This is a genomic window from Enterobacter sp. TCD1-1 (genome assembly GCF_020567405.1).
Classification (GTDB): Bacteria; Pseudomonadota; Gammaproteobacteria; order Enterobacterales; family Enterobacteriaceae; genus Enterobacter; species Enterobacter quasiroggenkampii.
The window spans coordinates 69645-88352 of sequence record NZ_JAJCXF010000003.1; the positions used below are offsets into that span (position 1 = coordinate 69645).

14 protein-coding genes are annotated in these 18708 nt (G+C 55.6%); 7 read left to right on the forward strand and 7 right to left on the reverse strand.

The annotated features are described in order from the left end of the window. Nucleotides 1–6 precede the first annotated feature (6 nt). Nucleotides 7–669, forward strand: coding sequence for a carbonate dehydratase (can, locus tag LJA86_RS15285; protein ID WP_008501947.1), 663 nt, complete (start codon nt 7–9; stop codon nt 667–669). An 87-nt stretch (nt 670–756) separates the two neighbouring features. Here the strand turns inward: can and hpt are convergent, their stop codons facing one another. Further along, nucleotides 757–1293, reverse strand: a complete 537-nt coding sequence (hpt, locus tag LJA86_RS15290) for a hypoxanthine phosphoribosyltransferase (protein ID WP_008501948.1) — start codon at nt 1291–1293, stop codon at nt 757–759. Between the two features lie 208 nt (nt 1294–1501). On the opposite strand from hpt, the gene LJA86_RS15295 reads away from it, so the two are divergent. Beyond that, complete coding sequence (locus LJA86_RS15295; RefSeq protein WP_048225662.1) at nt 1502–3892, forward strand: glucose/quinate/shikimate family membrane-bound PQQ-dependent dehydrogenase; 2391 nt, start codon at nt 1502–1504, stop codon at nt 3890–3892. Nucleotides 3893–3977: 85 nt separating this feature from the next. On the opposite strand, the gene cueO is transcribed toward LJA86_RS15295, so the two are convergent. Beyond that, nucleotides 3978–5546 (reverse strand): multicopper oxidase CueO, encoded by a 1569-nt coding sequence (cueO, locus tag LJA86_RS15300; protein ID WP_229226376.1) that lies wholly within the window; start codon nt 5544–5546, stop codon nt 3978–3980. A gap of 145 nt (nt 5547–5691) precedes the next feature. Between cueO and LJA86_RS15305 the strand changes: the two genes are divergently transcribed. From LJA86_RS15305 to speD, 3 genes are all read left to right on the forward strand, one after another. Next, nucleotides 5692–6039, forward strand: coding sequence for a YacC family pilotin-like protein (locus LJA86_RS15305; protein WP_045327862.1), 348 nt, complete (start codon nt 5692–5694; stop codon nt 6037–6039). 115 nt (nt 6040–6154) lie between these two features. Further along, on the forward strand, nt 6155–7024 hold the full coding sequence (gene speE / locus LJA86_RS15310) for a polyamine aminopropyltransferase (RefSeq protein WP_023310424.1): 870 nt from the start codon (nt 6155–6157) through the stop codon (nt 7022–7024). Beyond that, nucleotides 7025–7819 (forward strand): adenosylmethionine decarboxylase, encoded by a 795-nt coding sequence (gene speD / locus LJA86_RS15315; protein ID WP_008501953.1) that lies wholly within the window; start codon nt 7025–7027, stop codon nt 7817–7819. 31 nt (nt 7820–7850) lie between these two features. Here speD and yacL read toward each other — a convergent pair whose 3' ends face one another. Next, nucleotides 7851–8213 (reverse strand): protein YacL, encoded by a 363-nt coding sequence (gene yacL, locus LJA86_RS15320; RefSeq protein WP_045907811.1) that lies wholly within the window; start codon nt 8211–8213, stop codon nt 7851–7853. Between the two features lie 190 nt (nt 8214–8403). Next, nucleotides 8404–11001 carry a bifunctional aconitate hydratase 2/2-methylisocitrate dehydratase gene (gene acnB / locus LJA86_RS15325; protein WP_032645211.1) on the reverse strand — a complete coding sequence of 866 codons (2598 nt, stop codon included), beginning with the start codon at nt 10999–11001 and terminating at the stop codon, nt 8404–8406. An 893-nt stretch (nt 11002–11894) separates the two neighbouring features. On the opposite strand from acnB, the gene LJA86_RS15330 reads away from it, so the two are divergent. Beyond that, on the forward strand, nt 11895–13415 hold the full coding sequence (locus LJA86_RS15330; RefSeq protein WP_229226377.1) for a DUF3300 domain-containing protein: 1521 nt from the start codon (nt 11895–11897) through the stop codon (nt 13413–13415). A gap of 10 nt (nt 13416–13425) precedes the next feature. Then, nucleotides 13426–14217, forward strand: a complete 792-nt coding sequence (locus tag LJA86_RS15335) for a DUF2950 family protein (RefSeq protein ID WP_229226378.1) — start codon at nt 13426–13428, stop codon at nt 14215–14217. A 55-nt stretch (nt 14218–14272) separates the two neighbouring features. On the opposite strand, the gene traT is transcribed toward LJA86_RS15335, so the two are convergent. The 3 genes from traT to aceF form a co-directional block, all read right to left on the reverse strand. Continuing rightward, nucleotides 14273–15004 (reverse strand): conjugal transfer complement resistance protein TraT, encoded by a 732-nt coding sequence (traT, locus tag LJA86_RS15340; protein ID WP_229226379.1) that lies wholly within the window; start codon nt 15002–15004, stop codon nt 14273–14275. A gap of 195 nt (nt 15005–15199) precedes the next feature. After that, nucleotides 15200–16624 (reverse strand): dihydrolipoyl dehydrogenase, encoded by a 1425-nt coding sequence (gene lpdA / locus LJA86_RS15345; RefSeq protein WP_003856313.1) that lies wholly within the window; start codon nt 16622–16624, stop codon nt 15200–15202. A gap of 175 nt (nt 16625–16799) precedes the next feature. Then, nucleotides 16800–18695, reverse strand: coding sequence for a pyruvate dehydrogenase complex dihydrolipoyllysine-residue acetyltransferase (gene aceF / locus LJA86_RS15350; protein ID WP_023326706.1), 1896 nt, complete (start codon nt 18693–18695; stop codon nt 16800–16802). Nucleotides 18696–18708: the final 13 nt, after the last annotated feature.

Genomic DNA, 18708 nt, shown 5'->3' on the forward strand with positions numbered 1-18708 from the left:
ACCTCCATGAACAACATAGATACACTCATCAGCAACAATGCACTATGGTCAAAAATGCTGGTGGAGGAAGACCCCGGATTTTTTGGAAAACTCGCGCAGGCGCAAAACCCACGCTTTCTCTGGATTGGATGCTCCGACAGTCGCGTACCGGCGGAGCGCCTGACCGGCCTTGAGCCCGGCGAACTGTTTGTTCACCGCAACGTTGCCAACCTGGTGATTCACACCGATCTCAACTGTCTTTCTGTTGTTCAGTATGCCGTTGACGTTCTGCAGGTCGAGCACATCATCATTTGCGGCCACTACGGCTGCGGCGGCGTGCAGGCGGCGGTTGAAAACACGGAGCTGGGGCTCATTGATAACTGGCTGCTGCACATCCGCGATATCTGGTTCAAACATAGCTCACTGCTGGGCGAAATGCCGCAGGAGCGTCGCATGGATACCCTGTGTGAACTCAACGTGATGGAGCAGGTGTATAACCTGGGCCACTCAACGATCATGCAATCGGCGTGGAAACGCGGGCAGAAGGTCTCGATCCACGGCTGGGCGTACGGTATTCACGACGGTCTGCTGCGCAACCTGGAGGTGACCGCCACCAACCGCGAAACGCTGGAGCAGCGTTACCGTTCGGGAATTGCCAACCTTCAGCTTAAGCACGTAAACCATAAATAAAGCCGGGTAGCGGCTGCGCCTTACCCGGCCTACATGTGCCCATTCGTAGGCCCGGTAGGCGCAGCGCCACCGGGCAACAAACCGCAATTATTCGTCCAGCAATACCACTTTCCCAACATACGGCAAATGGCGATAACGCTGTGCGTAGTCAATGCCGTAACCGACGACGAATTCGTCAGGAATAGAGAAACCGACAAACTCTACCGGCACCTGCACTTCACGGCGGTCAGGTTTATCCAGCAGGGTGCAAATCGCCAGCGATTTTGGCTCACGCAGGCTCAGGATCTCGCGCACTTTTGACAGCGTGTTGCCGGAGTCGATGATGTCCTCAACGATCAACACATCTTTGCCACGAATATCTTCATCCAGATCTTTCAGGATTTTCACATCACGGGTGGTGGACATGCCGCTGCCGTAGCTGGAGGCGGTCATAAAATCGACCTCATGGGGCACGTGCACTTCACGGCACAGGTCGGCCATGAACATGAAAGAGCCGCGCAACAGACCGACCAGCACCATTTCGCTGCCGCTGTCCTTGTAATGTTCGGTGATTTGACGACCCAGTTCGGCGATACGCGCTTTGATCTCGGCTTCCGGGATCATCACTTCAACAGTATGTTTCATATTACTAACCAAATGATTTTAATGAAAATCTCTCAATACGGATGAGTTAATATCCAGCACTGATACGCAAGCCAGCCATTATATCAGCAAATGGATAACCCTGGCGTATGAGTTATAAAAAGCAAATATTGTGATTCCGATCACACTTGTTAATACCTATAATTAGTTGCTAGCAAATTATTAACAAAAACTGACGAGTACACTTTCTATGGCTGAAACAAACTCTAAACAGCCGCGTCTACTGGTGACATTAACAGCGCTATTCGCCGCCTTCTGCGGCCTGTACCTGTTAATCGGTGGCGTCTGGCTGGTCGCGATCGGCGGCTCCTGGTACTACCCGATTGCGGGCCTGGTTATGCTTGGCGTAACCGTCCTGCTCTGGCGTAGAAAACAATCTGCACTGTGGCTGTATGCCGCACTCCTTCTTGCCACCATGATCTGGGGCGTCTGGGAAGTCGGCTTTGACTTCTGGGCGCTGACGCCGCGCAGTGACATCCTGGTCTTCTTCGGTATCTGGCTGATCCTGCCGTTCGTCTGGCGTCGCCTGATCGTGCCGTCCAGCGGTGCCGTTGCGGCGCTGGTGGTGGCCCTGCTGATCAGCGGCGGTATCCTCACATGGGCTGGCTTTAACGACCCGCAGGAGATCAACGGTACGCTGAACGCAGAATCCACGCCTGCGGCAGCGATCTCACAGGTCGCTGACGGCGACTGGCCTGCCTATGGTCGTAACCAGGAAGGCCAGCGTTACTCTCCGCTGAAACAGATCAACGCGGACAACGTTAAGAACCTGAAAGAAGCCTGGGTATTCCGTACCGGCGACCTGAAGATGCCGAACGATCCGGGTGAACTGACCAACGAAGTGACGCCAATTAAAGTCGGCGATATGCTTTATCTGTGTACGGCGCACCAGCGTCTGTTCGCGCTCGACGCGGCCACCGGTAAAGAGAAATGGCACTTCGATCCGCAGCTGAACTCCAACCCGTCCTTCCAGCACGTGACCTGCCGTGGCGTCTCTTATCACGAAGCGCGCGCCGATAACGCGAGCCCGGAAGTGGTTGCCGACTGTCCGCGCCGCATCATGCTGCCGGTCAACGATGGTCGTCTGTTCGCCATCAATGCCGAAACGGGCAAGCTGTGTGAAACCTTTGCCAACAAAGGTATCCTGAATCTGCAGACCAATATGCCGGACACCACGCCGGGTCTGTACGAGCCAACCTCGCCGCCCATCATCACTGATAAAACCATCGTGATTGCCGGTTCGGTAACGGATAACTTCTCCACGCGTGAAACCTCCGGCGTTATCCGCGGTTTCGACGTGAATACCGGTAAACTGCTGTGGGCCTTCGACCCGGGCGCGAAAGATCCGAATGCGATCCCCTCGGACGAGCACACCTTTACCTTTAACTCGCCAAACTCCTGGGCACCTGCTGCGTATGACGCGAAGCTGGACCTGGTCTACCTGCCGATGGGTGTTACTACGCCAGATATCTGGGGCGGTAACCGCACACCGGAGCAGGAACGTTATGCCAGCGCTATCGTGGCATTGAACGCGACCACCGGTAAGCTGGCCTGGAGCTATCAGACCGTTCACCACGATCTGTGGGATATGGATATGCCGTCCCAGCCGACGCTGGCGGACATTACCGTTAACGGCAAAACCGTACCGGTGATTTACGCCCCGGCGAAAACCGGCAACATCTTCGTACTGGATCGCAGCAACGGCAAGCTGGTTGTGCCGGCACCGGAAAAACCGGTTCCGCAGGGTGCGGCGAAAGGTGATTACGTCAGCAAAACCCAGCCGTTCTCCGATCTGAGCTTCCGTCCGAAGAAAGACCTCAGCGGGGCAGACATGTGGGGTGCCACAATGTTTGACCAGCTGGTGTGCCGCGTGATGTTCCATCAGCTGCGCTATGAAGGCATCTTCACGCCGCCTTCTGAGCAGGGCACGCTGGTCTTCCCGGGTAACCTGGGGATGTTCGAGTGGGGCGGGATCTCCGTTGACCCTAACCGTCAGGTCGCTATTGCTAACCCGATGGCGCTGCCGTTCGTTTCCCGTCTGATCCCACGCGGTCCGGGCAACCCAATGGAGCAGCCGAAAGACGCGAAAGGCAGCGGTACCGAAGCCGGTATTCAGCCGCAGTATGGCGTACCGTTCGGCGTAACGCTGAACCCGTTCCTGTCGCCGTTTGGTCTGCCGTGTAAACAGCCTGCCTGGGGTTACATCTCCGGTCTGGATCTGAAAACTAACCAGATCGTGTGGAAAAAACGTATTGGTACCCCGCAGGACAGCATGCCGTTCCCAATGCCGGTTCCTGTGCCGTTTAATATGGGTATGCCAATGCTGGGTGGCCCAATCTCCACCGCCGGTAACGTGCTGTTCATCGCGGCAACCGCAGATAACTACCTGCGCGCGTACAACATGACCAACGGTGAGAAACTGTGGCAAGGCCGTCTGCCTGCGGGTGGACAAGCCACGCCGATGACCTATGAAGTGAATGGCAAGCAGTACGTTGTCATCTCTGCGGGCGGTCACGGTTCGTTTGGCACGAAGATGGGCGACTATATTGTCGCGTATGCACTGCCTGACGAAAACAAGTAACTGAAAAGCCCGGTGGCGCTTACGCTTACCGGGCCTTCGAGTACGCTATGTAGGCCGGGTAAGGCGAAGTCGCCACCCGGCTTTTTTATACGGTAAAGCCCAGCATCATCCCCGTATCTTCATGCTCCAGAAGATGGCAGTGCGCCATATAGGCAAACTCCTTCGGCGCATCGTGGTCAAACTTCACCAGCACCTCGCTGACGCCGCCTTCCACCTTTACCGTATCCTTCCAGCCCGCGCGATGCGCGTACGGCGCTTTGCCGTTCTCAGAAAGAATGCGGAACTGCGTACCGTGAATGTGGAACGGATGCAGCATCATGTCCCCTTCACCTGAAATCACCCAGCGCTCAAACTGCCCTTTTGTCGCTGCAAACATCGGCGTGTTCATGTCGAACGCTTTACCGTTAATCATATTGGCGTTATGGAAATCAAAGCCATGGTCGCCGTGATTCATGTGCCCCATGCCACCCATTTTGCCGTGGTCCATATTCATGTGGCCCATCATCTGCCCGTGATGCATCCCCGCCATCGCCTTATCACCATATTTCGCCATCAGCGCCTGCATGCCCATCATATCGAGCATGGGGTTCATGGAGAGCTGCAGTTTGCGTTGCGTAAGCCCATCAAGCGACGGAAGGGCTGGCAGAGTGGTTAACGTATCAGGCAGCGTGCCGGAAGCGGTCACCTGTAACGGCTGAATACGCAGCACCGGATGCGGCTTGTCAAACGGCGCGACCGCCATCCCCATCTGGCTAACCGGCAGGGTCACAAGATCGAACGGCTTGCCGTCGCTGATATCCACCAGCACCTCAAAGCGCTCCCCCATCAGCATCGGCAGTTCGTTGACCTTCACCGGCTCAGGCAGCAGCCCGCCGTCGCTGGCGACCACGTACAGCGGACGCTTATCGCTGGTGGCGAAGTTGAGGGAACGCGCGTTACAGCCGTTAAGCAGACGCAGGCGCAGCCAGCCTTTCGGCGCGGCGTGCTGAGGATAAATGGCGCCGTTGGTCAGCAGCGTGTCGCCAAACCAGCCGACCGCCGCGCTCATCACGTCCAGTTGGTAGTCAATTTGCCCGTCAGCGGTGAATTTCTTGTCCTGCACAATCACCGGCACATCGTCGATGCCCCATTGTTTCGGCAGGCGCAGCAGGCGACTCTCGTCGTCTTCAATCAGCACCAGTCCCGCCAGCCCCATCGCCACCTGATGGCCCGTTTTGCCATGCTGATGCGGATGGAACCAGCAGGTTGCCGCGCGCTGGTCGGGCGTAAAGGTGACGCTGCGCGAGCTGCCCGCTTTGATGATGCCCTGCGGCCCGCCGTCTACCTCGCCCGGCACTTCCAGTCCGTGCCAGTGCACCGTCGTCTCTTCAGCAAGCGTATTGTGGATATCCACCGTCACCGCCTTCCCTTTGCGCAGCTGCAGCGCAGGGCCGAGCAGATTGCCGTTATAGCCCCAGGTTGTCGCGTTGTGCGCACCGAACAGCGTGCTGCCGGACTGAACAACAAGCTTGATACGGCTACGGGCATCCGCGGTCAGCAAATCAGGGATGGGTAAGGCAGGCCTGTCAGCCGCAAAAACCGCGCGGCTCCAGAGAGGCAATGCGCTGGCAGCACCCAGCGCCACGGAATATTTTAAAAAATCACGACGTTGCATTTTCATTTCCTTATTTCCAGCAGGCGATCTTTTGAGCATAAACCCTCCCCTTACCGGAAGGTCAAGTAAAGCGGCAATAATAAAGATCGTCGCACTGGCATCAAGTATGCTAACGTTAATTTTCCGTGAAGAAGTGGTAGAAGCAATGAAGACGTTTTTCAGGACAATTTTGTTCGGTAGCCTGATGGCAATGTGTGCGAACAGCTATGCGCTAAGTGAAAATGAAGCGGAAGATATGGCCGATTTAACGGCGGTTTTTGTATTCCTGAAAAATGATTGTGGCTACCAGAATTTACCCAACGGGCAAATTCGCCGCGCGCTGGTCTTTTTTGCCCAGCAGAACCAGTGGGATCTCAGCAACTACGACAGCTTCGACATGAAGGCGCTCGGCGAAGACAGCTACCGTGACCTAAGCGGTATTGGCATTCCCACCTCTAAAAAATGCAAAGCGCTGGCTCGCGACTCACTCAGCCTGCTCGCCTACGTCAAATAACCTTCCCGACGCCCCCTGTTGAACCTATAGCCGTGCAACCACGGTTATAGTTAGCTATCATGTTTCGCTCATTTTTTGTGAGCGTAACGGATGTTAACAAAGGAGGAGTCCGCGTATGGCCGACCACACGTTGTGGCATGAAACACTGCATGACCAGTTTGGTCAGTACTTTGCCGTTGATAACGTGCTCTATCATGAGAAAACCGATCACCAGGATCTGATCATCTTCGAGAATGCTGCCTTTGGCCGCGTCATGGCCCTGGATGGCGTCGTGCAAACGACCGAGCGAGATGAGTTTATCTATCATGAGATGATGACCCACGTCCCGCTGCTGGCACACGGCCACGCGAAGCATGTCCTGATTATCGGCGGTGGCGACGGCGCAATGCTGCGTGAAGTTTCCCGCCATCGTTCCATTGAAACCATCACCATGGTGGAAATCGATGCGGGCGTCGTCTCTTTCTGCCGCCAGTATCTGCCCAACCACAATGCCGGCAGCTATGACGACCCGCGCTTTAGCCTGGTGATTGACGACGGCGTTAACTTCGTTAACCAGACCTCGCAGACCTTTGACGTGATCATCTCCGACTGCACCGATCCTATCGGTCCTGGCGCGTCGCTGTTTACCTCCTCGTTCTACGAAGGCTGCAAGCGCTGTCTGAACCCGGGCGGGATCTTCGTCGCCCAAAATGGCGTCTGCTTCCTGCAGCAGGATGAAGCGCTGGATAGCCACCGTAAGCTGAGCACCTATTTCGATGATGTCAGCTTCTATCAGGCGGCAATTCCAACCTACTACGGCGGGATCATGACCTTTGCCTGGGCGACGGATAACGACGTCTTACGTCATCTTTCCACCGAAATTATTCAGGCCCGCTTCCATCAGGCCGGCCTTCAGTGCCGATACTACAATCCGGCTATTCATACCGCAGCGTTTGCTCTGCCGCAGTACCTGCAAGACGCATTATCCACTAAGGGGGTGAGCTAATTGAAAAAGCTTAAACTGCATGGCTTTAACAACCTGACCAAAAGCCTGAGTTTTTGTATTTACGATATCTGCTATGCCAAAACAGCGGAAGAACGTGATGGTTACATCGCCTATATCGACGAACTCTACAACGCCAACCGTCTGACCGAGATCCTGTCAGAAACCTGTTCCATTATCGGCGCCAACATCCTGAATATCGCCCGACAGGATTATGAACCCCAGGGCGCCAGCGTGACCATCCTGGTCAGCGAAGAGCCGGTCGACCCGAAGCTTATCGACAAAACGGAACATCCGGGCCCGCTGCCGGAAGTGGTGGTTGCCCACCTGGATAAGAGCCATATCTGCGTCCATACCTACCCGGAGAGTCACCCGGAAGGTGGGCTGTGTACGTTCCGCGCCGATATTGAAGTGTCGACCTGCGGCGTGATTTCCCCGCTCAACGCGCTGAACTATCTCATCCACCAGCTGGAATCGGATATCGTCACGATTGATTATCGCGTGCGCGGTTTTACCCGTGACGTCAACGGCATGAAGCACTTCATCGACCACGAGATCAACTCTATTCAGAACTTTATGTCCGAGGACATGAAATCACTGTATGACATGATGGACGTGAACGTGTATCAGGAAAACATCTTCCATACCAAGATGTTGCTTAAGGAATTCGACCTTAAGCACTATATGTTCCACACGAAGCCGGAAGATTTGAGCGAAGAAGAGCGTAAGGCGATTACTGACCTGCTCTGGAAAGAGATGCGCGAGATCTACTACGGCCGCAACATTCCGGCCGTGTAAGTGTTGCCCGGAGCAGGGACGCTTCGGGAAGTTACCGCTGTTTCATGAACTCGCGGTAGGCATTCACCACCTGAAGGAAGTCTTCAACGCCGCACAGCGAAAGGCTTTCTTCGTCATAGTAGCTCATCCCCTCTTCCATCTCGTCGCCTGAAAACTCGAGCTGGTTGGCACGCACCATGACCTCTTCACCATCCATCCACAGCGTGTATTCGTGCCCGGCGCGTTGCCAGGAGCGTTCACTGCCTTTCACCGTATTTGCCGCCTGTTCAACCTCATCAAGAAGGGCGAGATTTTCTTTCACCTCTTCGTTAAACCAGTGTCCAACGGCTTCGTGGCCCATCGACATACGCACTTTCACCACTCCGGTGATGTCGCGCAGAAATTCGTAATCCATAGTGTTTTCCTCTGCAAAGCCATTAGGGTAATTATCGCAGCAGAGAGGAAGAAAAAAAGCGTGAGAGGTGGGAGGAATGAAAATAAAAAGGTGAGAGCAAGACCCTGCGGCCTGATGCCCTCACCCCGTCCCTCTCCCGTGGGAGAGGGTGCAAACACTAAAAACCGTCTCGTAGAGACGGTTTTGCTGTTTATACTGCCGTCTGGAAGATAACCCCGTCAGCCTTCTCGGTGTACTGAGAGAGCTGGTCGAAGTTCAGGTAGCGATAGGTATCCACCGCGGTCTTATCCACCTGAGCCACAAAGGTCTGGTACTCTTCCGGCGTTGGCAGTTTGCCAATCAGCGCCGCAACCGCCGCCAGCTCCGCAGAGGCCAGGAAGACGTTCGCACCGGTACCTAAACGGTTCGGGAAGTTACGGGTCGAGGTGGAAACCACAGTCGCGCCGTCGGCGACACGCGCCTGGTTGCCCATACACAGGGAACAGCCAGGAATTTCAATACGCGCCCCGCTCTTACCAAACACGCTGTAGTAGCCCTCTTCGGTCAACTGAGCCGCGTCCATACGGGTTGGCGGCGCCACCCACAGACGGGTTGGCAGCTGGCCTTTGTGGGTATCCAGCAGCTTGCCAGCCGCACGGAAGTGGCCGATGTTGGTCATGCAGGATCCGATGAACACTTCGTCGATCTTCTCGCCCTGAACTTCGGACAGCGGACGCGCGTCGTCCGGATCGTTCGGTGCACACAGGATTGGCTCTTTGATATCCGCCAGATCGATGTCGATCACCGCCGCGTACTCTGCGTCAGCATCAGCTTCCAGCAGTTGCGGATCGGCCAGCCATTTCTCCATGCCCTGGATACGACGCTCCAGCGTACGACGGTCGCCGTAGCCTTCTGCAATCATCCACTTCAGCAGCACGATGTTAGAGTTCAGATACTCAATAATCGGCTCTTTGTTCAGCTTGATGGTACAGCCCGCAGCTGAACGCTCAGCGGAGGCATCGGTCAGCTCGAACGCCTGCTCAACCTTCAGATCCGGCAGACCTTCGATTTCCAGGATACGGCCAGAGAAGATGTTTTTCTTCCCTTTCTTCTCAACGGTCAGCAGACCCTGTTTAATCGCATACAGCGGGATCGCGTGAACCAGGTCGCGCAGGGTGATACCCGGCTGCATTTTACCTTTGAAGCGCACCAGCACCGATTCCGGCATATCCAGCGGCATCACGCCCGTCGCCGCAGCAAACGCCACCAGACCGGAACCCGCCGGGAAGGAGATACCGATTGGGAAACGGGTATGGGAGTCACCGCCGGTACCCACGGTATCCGGCAGCAGCATGCGGTTCAGCCAGGAGTGAATTACGCCGTCGCCCGGACGCAGGGAAACACCGCCGCGGTTCATGATGAAGTCTGGCAGCGTGTGGTGCGTGGTTACGTCAACCGGCTTCGGATACGCCGCAGTATGGCAGAAGGACTGCATCACCAGATCGGAAGAGAAGCCCAGGCACGCCAGGTCTTTCAGTTCGTCACGGGTCATTGGGCCAGTGGTGTCCTGAGAACCTACGGAGGTCATCTTCGGCTCGCAGTATGCGCCAGGACGAACACCTGCGACGCCGCAGGCGCGACCGACCATTTTCTGCGCCAGAGAGTAACCGCGATTGCTCTCCGCAACGTCTTTCGCGTGACGGAATACATCACTGTGCGGCAGACCCAGCGCTTCACGCGCTTTGGTGGTCAGGCCACGACCGATGATCAGCGGAATACGGCCACCGGCACGCACTTCGTCGATCAGCACGTCGGTTTTCAGCTCAAAGCTCGCCAGCAGTTCGTTAGTTTCGTGGTTACGCACTTCACCTTTGTACGGGTAAACGTCAATCACGTCGCCCATGTTCAGGTTGGAGACGTCCACTTCGATCGGCAGGGCGCCCGCATCTTCCATGGTGTTGAAGAAGATCGGTGCAATTTTACCACCGAGGCACAGGCCGCCGCCGCGTTTGTTTGGCACATGCGGGATGTCGTCACCCATGAACCACAGCACGGAGTTGGTCGCGGATTTACGGGAAGAACCGGTACCCACAACGTCACCCACGTAGGCCAGCGGGAACCCTTTTTTCTGCAGGGCTTCGATCTGTTTGATCGGACCAACGCTGCCAGGCTGATCCGGCTCAATGCCTTCACGGGCGTTTTTCAGCATCGCCAGGGCGTGCAGAGGGATATCCGGGCGAGACCACGCGTCCGGTGCCGGAGAGAGGTCATCGGTGTTGGTTTCACCGGTCACTTTGAAGACGGTAACGGTGATTTTTTCAGCAAGTGCTGGACGATTCAGGAACCATTCGGCATCCGCCCAGGACTGCATCACCTGCTTCGCATAGACGTTGCCTGCTTTGGCTTTTTCTTCCACATCGTAGAAGTTATCGAACATCAGCAGCGTAGACGAGAGCGCTTTAGCGGCAATCGGTGCCAGCTTGTCGTTATCCAGCGCGTCAATCAGCGGATGAATGTTGTAACCACCCTGCATGGTGCCGAGCAGTTCAATGGCTTTTTCAGGAGTAACCAGTGGGGAGGTGGCTTCGCCTTTGGCGATAGCAGCAAGGAATCCGGCTTTTACGTAGGCAGCTTCATCTACGCCAGGCGGTACGCGGTTGATCAACAGATCTAACAGGAATTCTTCTTCGCCCTTAGGCGGGTTCTTCAGCAGCTCGACGAGCGCGGCCATTTGGGTTGCATCTAAAGGTTTGGGTACAATTCCCTCGGCGGCACGTTCTGCTACGTGCTTACGGTATTCTTCTAGCACGACGGTTCTCCTCGCTCTCATTGTCATATGCGGCGGGCGTTCTCTTCACGCTCCTGTGAGACAGCAGTTTGTAGGGTAAATGCCCGATACCGCGTCGGGCAGCATAGCAGGATTTCTGCACAGTGTTAATCCGTTTACAAAAAAGCAACATTAAAAAATTTGCTGAATCGTTAAGCATGGTGTAACGGGGTGAGGGGGTGAATTTTAGGGACAAAAAAACCGCCTGATAGCGGTTTATTTGTTGCCTTGCGGTGGTAGCACACCGGGTTGGCAGATTTGCGGCAATGCACTCGTCATGAATAATGCTCCTGAGTAATTAGATACGCAAGTCCATATTTTGTGTTTACGAGCCGCCATCCAGTTTCGAATGAAAAAGAATGAAACTGCATTTCACCTCTTTTCAGTCCATTTAGGCTGTAATACTGTTGCGCTCGGCCTGCTTCGCTGGTGTAGCAACCAGTCACCGGGCCCGGGAGCAGTTCCGTAACCTACGCGGCAATGTACTCATTTGCCAGGTTCTGCCTTTCCCGGTGGAGAATGAACCCGCGTAGCCTGTACAGGAACGCACGCAATGGAGATGCGAATCACTGCGTTGATCGTTGTGACTGGTTTACTGCTAACCGCGCTGCACGGTGGCTGGAACATATCCGACATCACGGTGCTGTTTGTCGTCAACCTCGGCAACTAGCTGCTGGCCGCTCGTAAGAGCGGCCTTCTGAATTTCCTTCGGTTTTTCCCGCATCGCATATAATTGTGTAATAAATACTCACACTCTTTATCCGGACGTACCGGACACTTCCCAATAAAAGTCAAAACAGTAAAAGACGGGTGAATAATACTCACGCCAACCGTAACGCCTCACGGCACAGCGCTTGTCTCGTTGGAGTCATTTTATGAAGTTGCCCTTTAAGCCACATCTGCTCGTCCTTCTGTGCAGTGCCGGGCTGCTTGCCGCCTCAGGCGTCATGTTTGTCAAAAGCCGCGCAACGGAACCCGTTGCGCCCGCCCCTGTCGTCGCGCCAACCTATACTGCCGCGCAAATCGATCAGTGGGTTGCCCCTATCGCGCTCTACCCGGACGCCCTGCTGTCACAGATCTTGATGGCCTCGACTTACCCGGCCAACGTGATTCAGGCGGCGCAGTGGTCAAAAGACAACCCTAAAATGGAAGGGGACGCCGCCATTCAGGCTGTTGCCAGCCAGCCATGGGATCCGAGCGTCAAATCGCTGGTCGCGTTTCCTCAACTGATGTCGCTGATGGGTGAAAACCCGCCGTGGGTACAAAATTTGGGCGATGCGTTTCTCGCGCAGCCGAAAGACGTGATGGATTCCGTTCAGCGCCTGCGCGCGCTGGCACAGAAGACAGGCGCGTTACAATCCACGCCTCAGCAGACGGTCACCACCGTGACTAAACCGGCTCCGGCTAAAACCAGCACCACCGAGGCAACGACGACAACCACAACCACAACCACGTCTGCGCCCGCGCCAACGGTGATCAAAATTGAATCTGCCGATCCGCAGGTTGTGTACGTCCCCACCTATAACCCCAATACGGTTTACGGGACCTGGCCCAACACTGCCTATCCGCCCACCTATCTCCCGCCTACACCCGGGGAGCAGTTTGGCAACAGCTTCGTCAACGGCTTAGGCTTCAGCCTGGGTGTCGCCACAACCTATGCCATTTTCAGCAACATCGACTGGGATGACGACGATGACTGGGATCACCATCATGACGGTGACTGGGATAATCACGGCGGCTATAACCGCAACGGTGATAACAACATCAATATCAACGTTGAGAACTTCAATAAAATCAGCGGACAGCGTCTGACGGACGCCAACCGTACCTGGCAGCATAACCCGGCCTATCGGGAAGGTGTGCCCTATCCGACCAACCAGCTCAACACCCGTTTCCACTCCACCAGCACGGCTACCGGGCTAAGCTCAACGCAGCAAAAACCGGTTAACCGGGACAGCCAGCGTCAGGCGGCCCTGAGCCAGATGGAGAAATCCACGGGTAAAACCTTCCCGCAAACGGCACGTCCCGGCACGAAAGACGTGCAGCGTCAGGCCTCAAGTGAACAGCTGAAGCAGATTTCCCAGCGCAATAACTACCGTGGCTACGACACCAAACCGCAGACGGCGAAGCGAACCACCACACAGCAGCGAGAGAATCGCCAGACCACCGCGCAGAGACAAGAGAAACGGGTTTCGCAGCCCACGCAGCAACGCACTCTGCAGCAGCGGAACAGCCAGCCCCGGGCCAATGCGCTGAGCGGCAACGACAGCCGCTCCGCCAACTGGCAGGCGCAGCAGCAGCGTGGTGCGCAAAGCAGGCAGCTTGCGGCTCGCCAGCAGCAGCCGCGTCAGGCGTCTGGTGGACGCGCTGAACGCCGTGAAATTCGACATCGCTAAGGGAACCGACATGAAAAGTAAACTACTCAGTGGAATGGTGTTGTTCATGCTTTCGGCCTCGGCGATGGCGCAGCAGTCTTTCAGCACGCCCGATCAGGCGACCGATGCGCTGGCCAACGCCATTGGTGAGCATAATGAGCGCGCGATGAGCAACCTGCTTGGAGAGAACTGGCGCGATTTTCTGCCCCCTGAAGGCGTTGATCCGGATGCCGTCGATCGTTTCCTGCGCGACTGGAAAGTCCGTCATAACACCGTTGTCGAAGGGGATACGGCGCATCTTGTTGTCGGCGATAACAACTGGCAGCTTCCCATCCCGGTGATCAAAACCGCCACCGGTTGGCAATTCGATATCAAAGAAGGGGCGGAAGAGATCCTGACCCGCGAAATCGGGCGTAATGAACTTGCCGCCATTGAAGCCTTACATGCCTATGTTGATGCGCAGCAAAGCTACTTTGCGATGAACCAGAAATACGCGCAGAAGATTGTCAGCTCGAAGGGCAAAAAAGACGGTTTGTACTGGCCCGCCTCTCCCGGCGAAGCGCCCAGTCCGCTCGGACCAGCATTTAGCCCAAAAGAGCCGGGTACCGGCTATCACGGCTATCGCTTCCGGATCCTGCCGGATAAAAACGGTTTCGCGATGGTGGCGTGGCCGGTCAGCTACGGCCAGACGGGCGTGATGAGCTTTGTGATAAATCAGGACGACAAGGTGTACCAGTCCGATCTCGGCAGCGAGTCGGAGCAAAAGGCCCGGGCGCTGGCCTCATACGCGCCTGATAAAACCTGGCAGCCCGTCGAACCCTGAATACCCGCTCTGCCTGTAGGCCGGGTAAGGCGAAGCCGCCCCCCGGCTTTTTAACTTACAGAATATTGGCGACTGATTTCGCCAGCTGAGCTTCCAGAACCGGTTTGGCTTCTTCAAACTTCAGGTTTACTTTGTTAGCGTTCGACACCACGCGGGTTTGATACTTCGCACGGTCGCCCTGCTCGGTGCTGGTTTGCAGCTTCACGCCAGACGTTCCCTGACGCAGCGCCGCGATGTTGTCCGTGGTCACCTTCGCCTTGCTGCGCTCGGAGATCTGCAGGTCGGTCACCATCGTATAGTTTACGTCTTCCACCATCGCATCTGCCGCCATGCCGATCAGCCCCGCAGCCAGCCCCACGCCCAGCGCTGCACCGGAGGAGTTGCTGTTGTAGGCCGTGATACCGGCACCCAGCGCGGCACCCACAGCGGCGCCTTCATAGCCGGTTTTCAGGTAGCCCTGAGATTCACGCAGGTCCATTTTGTCTGCTTTCAGAACGTTAGCCTGCACCCAATAGTATGCGCTGTCAGGAGAGCTGGTGACCTTGTATCCCTTGGCACTCAGATCGTTTGCCAGCAGCGTCTGCAGGTTGCTCATGTCTTTATCAGAAGTGTTTTTAACCTGAATGTAGACCGTTTTTTCACTGGATGGCTCAAGCCAGATGGTTTCACTCATCTGCGTTTTTACTTCCAGGTTGCGTTTTTTCACCGCCGTCGTCATCGCACCGCACCCGGTCAGCGTCATCACTGCCGCTAATAAGCCAATCCCCATCACTTTCTTCAAAGACATGTTATTTCCTTTTTGTGTGTAATCAAAAGTCCAGAATCGTTAACCGTGCGGCCAGTAGCTACACAATGGTGCAAAAGGTATCGGCAGACAGATGAAAATTTTTAGAGGAAATAACAATAAGTTACCTACCATAATGGGTAGTTTTCAGGCAAAAAAAACGCCTCCAGAGGAGGCGTTAGCAATCAGGGAAGAAATTTATTTCTTCTTCGCTTTCGCGTTTGGCAGGTCGGTGATGCTGCCTTCAAACACTTCTGCCGCCAGGCCCACGGACTCGTGCAGAGTCGGGTGTGCGTGGATGGTCAGCGCGATGTCTTCAGCGTCACAACCCATTTCGATAGCCAGACCGATTTCACCCAGCAGCTCGCCGCCGTTGGTGCCGACAATCGCACCACCGATTACGCGGTGAGTCTCTTTGTCGAAGATCAGTTTGGTCATACCGTCTGCGCAGTCGGAAGCGATAGCACGGCCAGAAGCAGCCCACGGGAAGGTGGCGGTTTCGTAGCTGATGCCTTTCTCTTTCGCTTCTTTCTCAGTCAGACCAACCCATGCCACTTCTGGCTCGGTGTACGCGATAGATGGGATCACTTTCGGATCGAAGTAGTGCTTCATGCCGGCGATAACTTCAGCGGCAACGTGGCCTTCGTGAACACCTTTGTGCGCCAGCATTGGCTGACCGACGATATCGCCGATAGCAAAGATGTGCGGCACGTTGGTGCGCAGCTGTTTGTCAACGCGGATGAAGCCACGGTCGTCCACTTCCACGCCAGCTTTGCCCGCGTCGAGGTTTTTACCGTTCGGTACACGACCGATAGCCACCAGCACGGCGTCGTAACGCTGTGGTTCGGATGGGGCTTTTTTGCCTTCCATGGAAACGTAAATACCGTCTTCTTTCGCTTCAACGGCAGTCACTTTGGTTTCCAGCATCAGGTTGAATTTCTTGCTGATGCGCTTGGTGAAGACTTTAACGATGTCTTTGTCGGCAGCCGGGATAACCTGGTCGAACATTTCAACCACGTCGATCTCTGAACCCAGCGCATGGTACACGGTACCCATTTCCAGACCGATGATACCGCCGCCCATAACCAGCAGACGCTTAGGAACGGTTTTCAGCTCCAGCGCATCGGTGGAATCCCACACGCGTGGATCTTCATGGGGAATGAAAGGCAGTTCGATTGGGCGAGAGCCTGCCGCGATGATCGCGTTGTCGAAGTTGATCACGGTTTTGCCGTTTTCGCCTTCCACTTCCAGGGTGTTCGCACCGGTGAATTTACCCAGACCGTTTACCACTTTCACTTTACGGCCTTTGGCCATACCCGCCAGACCGCCGGTCAGCTGAGTGATAACTTTCTCTTTCCAGGTACGAATTTTGTCGATGTCGGTTTTCGGCTCGCCGAAGACGATACCGTGTTCAGCCAGCGCTTTGGCTTCTTCGATCACTTTCGCTACGTGCAGCAGCGCTTTAGAAGGGATACAGCCGACGTTCAGACAAACACCGCCGAGGGTGCTGTAACGTTCTACGATGACGGTTTCCAGACCTAAATCCGCTGCACGAAATGCTGCGGAGTAACCTGCCGGGCCTGCCCCAAGTACTACGACCTGAGTTTTGATTTCTGTGCTCATCATGACCTCTTAGTTTATACCCGTCGTCCACCGGGTCGTTCTATCCGCCCGCAGTTTACAAAATTGTTAACAATTTTGAAACAACAAACGGCTCACGAATTGTCGCTTTCGCCAATAACCTCACAAACACCATGAGATTATCAGAAAAAAGCCGGCCGACTGGCCGGCTTTTCGATTACATCACCAGGCGGCGAATGTCGCTCAGCATGTTGTTGATGATGGTGATGAAACGCGCACCATCAGCACCGTCGATCACGCGGTGGTCGAAGGACAGAGAGATTGGCATCATCAGACGCGGCACGAACTCTTTGCCATTCCACACCGGCTCCATCGCGGACTTGGACACACCGAGGATAGCCACTTCCGGCGCGTTCACAATCGGCGCGAAGTGGGTGGTACCCAGGCCGCCGATGCTGGAGATGGTGAAGCAGCCGCCCTGCATTTCGCCGGCAGTCAGCTTACCATCACGCGCTTTCTTGGAGATGGTGGTCAGTTCACGGGACAGCTCAGTGATGCTCTTCTTGTTCACGTCTTTGAAGACCGGAACAACCAGACCATTTGGCGTATCAACCGCAACACCGATGTTGATGTATTTCTTCAGCGTCAGCTTCTGGCCGTCTTCGGACAGGGAGCTGTTGAAGCGTGGCATCTGTTCCAGAGCCGCAGCAACCGCCTTCATGATGAAGACCACTGGGGTGAATTTCACGTCCAGTTTACGCTTCTCAGCTTCGGCGTTCTGCTGTTTACGGAACGCTTCCAGATCGGTGATATCGGTCTTATCGAAGTGCGTAACGTGCGGGATCATCACCCAGTTACGGCTCAGGTTCGCACCAGAGATTTTCTGGATACGGCCCAGTTCCACTTCTTCGATCTCGCCGAACTTGCTGAAGTCCACTTTCGGCCATGGCAGCATGCCCGGGATACCGCCGCCAGCGGCTGCAGCTGGTGCAGCTTCGGCGCGTTTCACCGCGTCTTTCACGTAGGTCTGAACGTCTTCGCGCAGGATACGACCCTTACGGCCGGTCCCTTTCACTTTCGCCAGGTTCACACCGAATTCGCGCGCCAGGCGACGAATCAGCGGCGTCGCGTGGACGTAAGCGTCGTTTTCAGCGAACTCTGATTTTTCTGCTTTTGCAGCAGGGGCAGCGGCTGGTTTAGCAGCCTGAGCCGGTGCAGCAGCCGGTGCTGGAGCAGCCGCGGCAGCCGGAGCTGCGGCAGGCGCAGCGCCTTCCACTTCGAAGACCATGATCAGAGAGCCGGTAGACACTTTGTCGCCGGTGCTGATTTTGATCTCTTTAACGGTACCCGCGAATGGCGCAGGAACTTCCATAGAAGCCTTGTCGCCTTCAACGGTGATCAGTGACTGTTCAGCGGCAACTTTGTCGCCCACTTTTACCATCACTTCGGTGACTTCAACTTCATCACCGCCGATGTCCGGTACGTTAACGTCTTTCGCGCCGCCAGCAGCGGCTGGTGCTGCGGCTGGCGCCGGAGCAGCGGCCTGTGCAGGCGCGGCAGCAGGTGCAGCACCTGCCACTTCGAAGATCATAATCAGGGAGCCAGTAGACACTTTGTCACCGGTGTTGATCTTGATCTCTTTAACGGTACCCGCAAACGGTGCTGGCACTTCCATAGAAGCTTTGTCGCCTTCTACGGTGATCAGTGACTGCTCGGCCGCAACGGTATCGCCCACTTTCACCAGGATCTCAGTAACTTCAACTTCGTCACCGCCGATGTCAGGCACGTTCACTTCTTTCGCGCTCGCGGCAGCTGCTGGAGCAGCGGCGGCCGGAGCGGCTTTCTTCTCTTCCTGCGCAGGTGCAGCAGCTGCTGCACCGTCGGCGGAATCGAAAATCATGATCAGTTTGCCAGTCTCGGTTTTATCGCCAACAGAGACTTTGATCTCTTTAACGATGCCAGCCTGAGGAGACGGGACTTCCATAGAGGCTTTGTCGCCTTCTACGGTGATCAGCGACTGTTCAGCTTCAACTTTGTCGCCCACTTTGACCAGGATCTCGGTGATTTCAACTTCATCAGCCCCGATGTCCGGTACATTGATTTCGATAGCCATTATTCTTTTACCT

Coding starts and splice junctions, on each gene's coding strand:
- cueO (WP_229226376.1), bottom strand. CDS start 5,546: ATGCAACGTCGTGATTTTTTAAAATATTCCGTGGCGCTGGGTGCTGCC.
- yacL (WP_045907811.1), bottom strand. CDS start 8,213: ATGGATTACGAATTTCTGCGCGACATCACCGGAGTGGTGAAAGTGCGT.
- LJA86_RS15305 (WP_045327862.1), top strand. CDS start 5,692: ATGAAGACGTTTTTCAGGACAATTTTGTTCGGTAGCCTGATGGCAATG.
- traT (WP_229226379.1), bottom strand. CDS start 15,004: ATGTCTTTGAAGAAAGTGATGGGGATTGGCTTATTAGCGGCAGTGATG.
- speE (WP_023310424.1), top strand. CDS start 6,155: ATGGCCGACCACACGTTGTGGCATGAAACACTGCATGACCAGTTTGGT.
- hpt (WP_008501948.1), bottom strand. CDS start 1,293: ATGAAACATACTGTTGAAGTGATGATCCCGGAAGCCGAGATCAAAGCG.
- aceF (WP_023326706.1), bottom strand. CDS start 18,695: ATGGCTATCGAAATCAATGTACCGGACATCGGGGCTGATGAAGTTGAA.
- LJA86_RS15335 (WP_229226378.1), top strand. CDS start 13,426: ATGAAAAGTAAACTACTCAGTGGAATGGTGTTGTTCATGCTTTCGGCC.
- can (WP_008501947.1), top strand. CDS start 7: ATGAACAACATAGATACACTCATCAGCAACAATGCACTATGGTCAAAA.
- LJA86_RS15295 (WP_048225662.1), top strand. CDS start 1,502: ATGGCTGAAACAAACTCTAAACAGCCGCGTCTACTGGTGACATTAACA.
- lpdA (WP_003856313.1), bottom strand. CDS start 16,624: ATGAGCACAGAAATCAAAACTCAGGTCGTAGTACTTGGGGCAGGCCCG.
- LJA86_RS15330 (WP_229226377.1), top strand. CDS start 11,895: ATGAAGTTGCCCTTTAAGCCACATCTGCTCGTCCTTCTGTGCAGTGCC.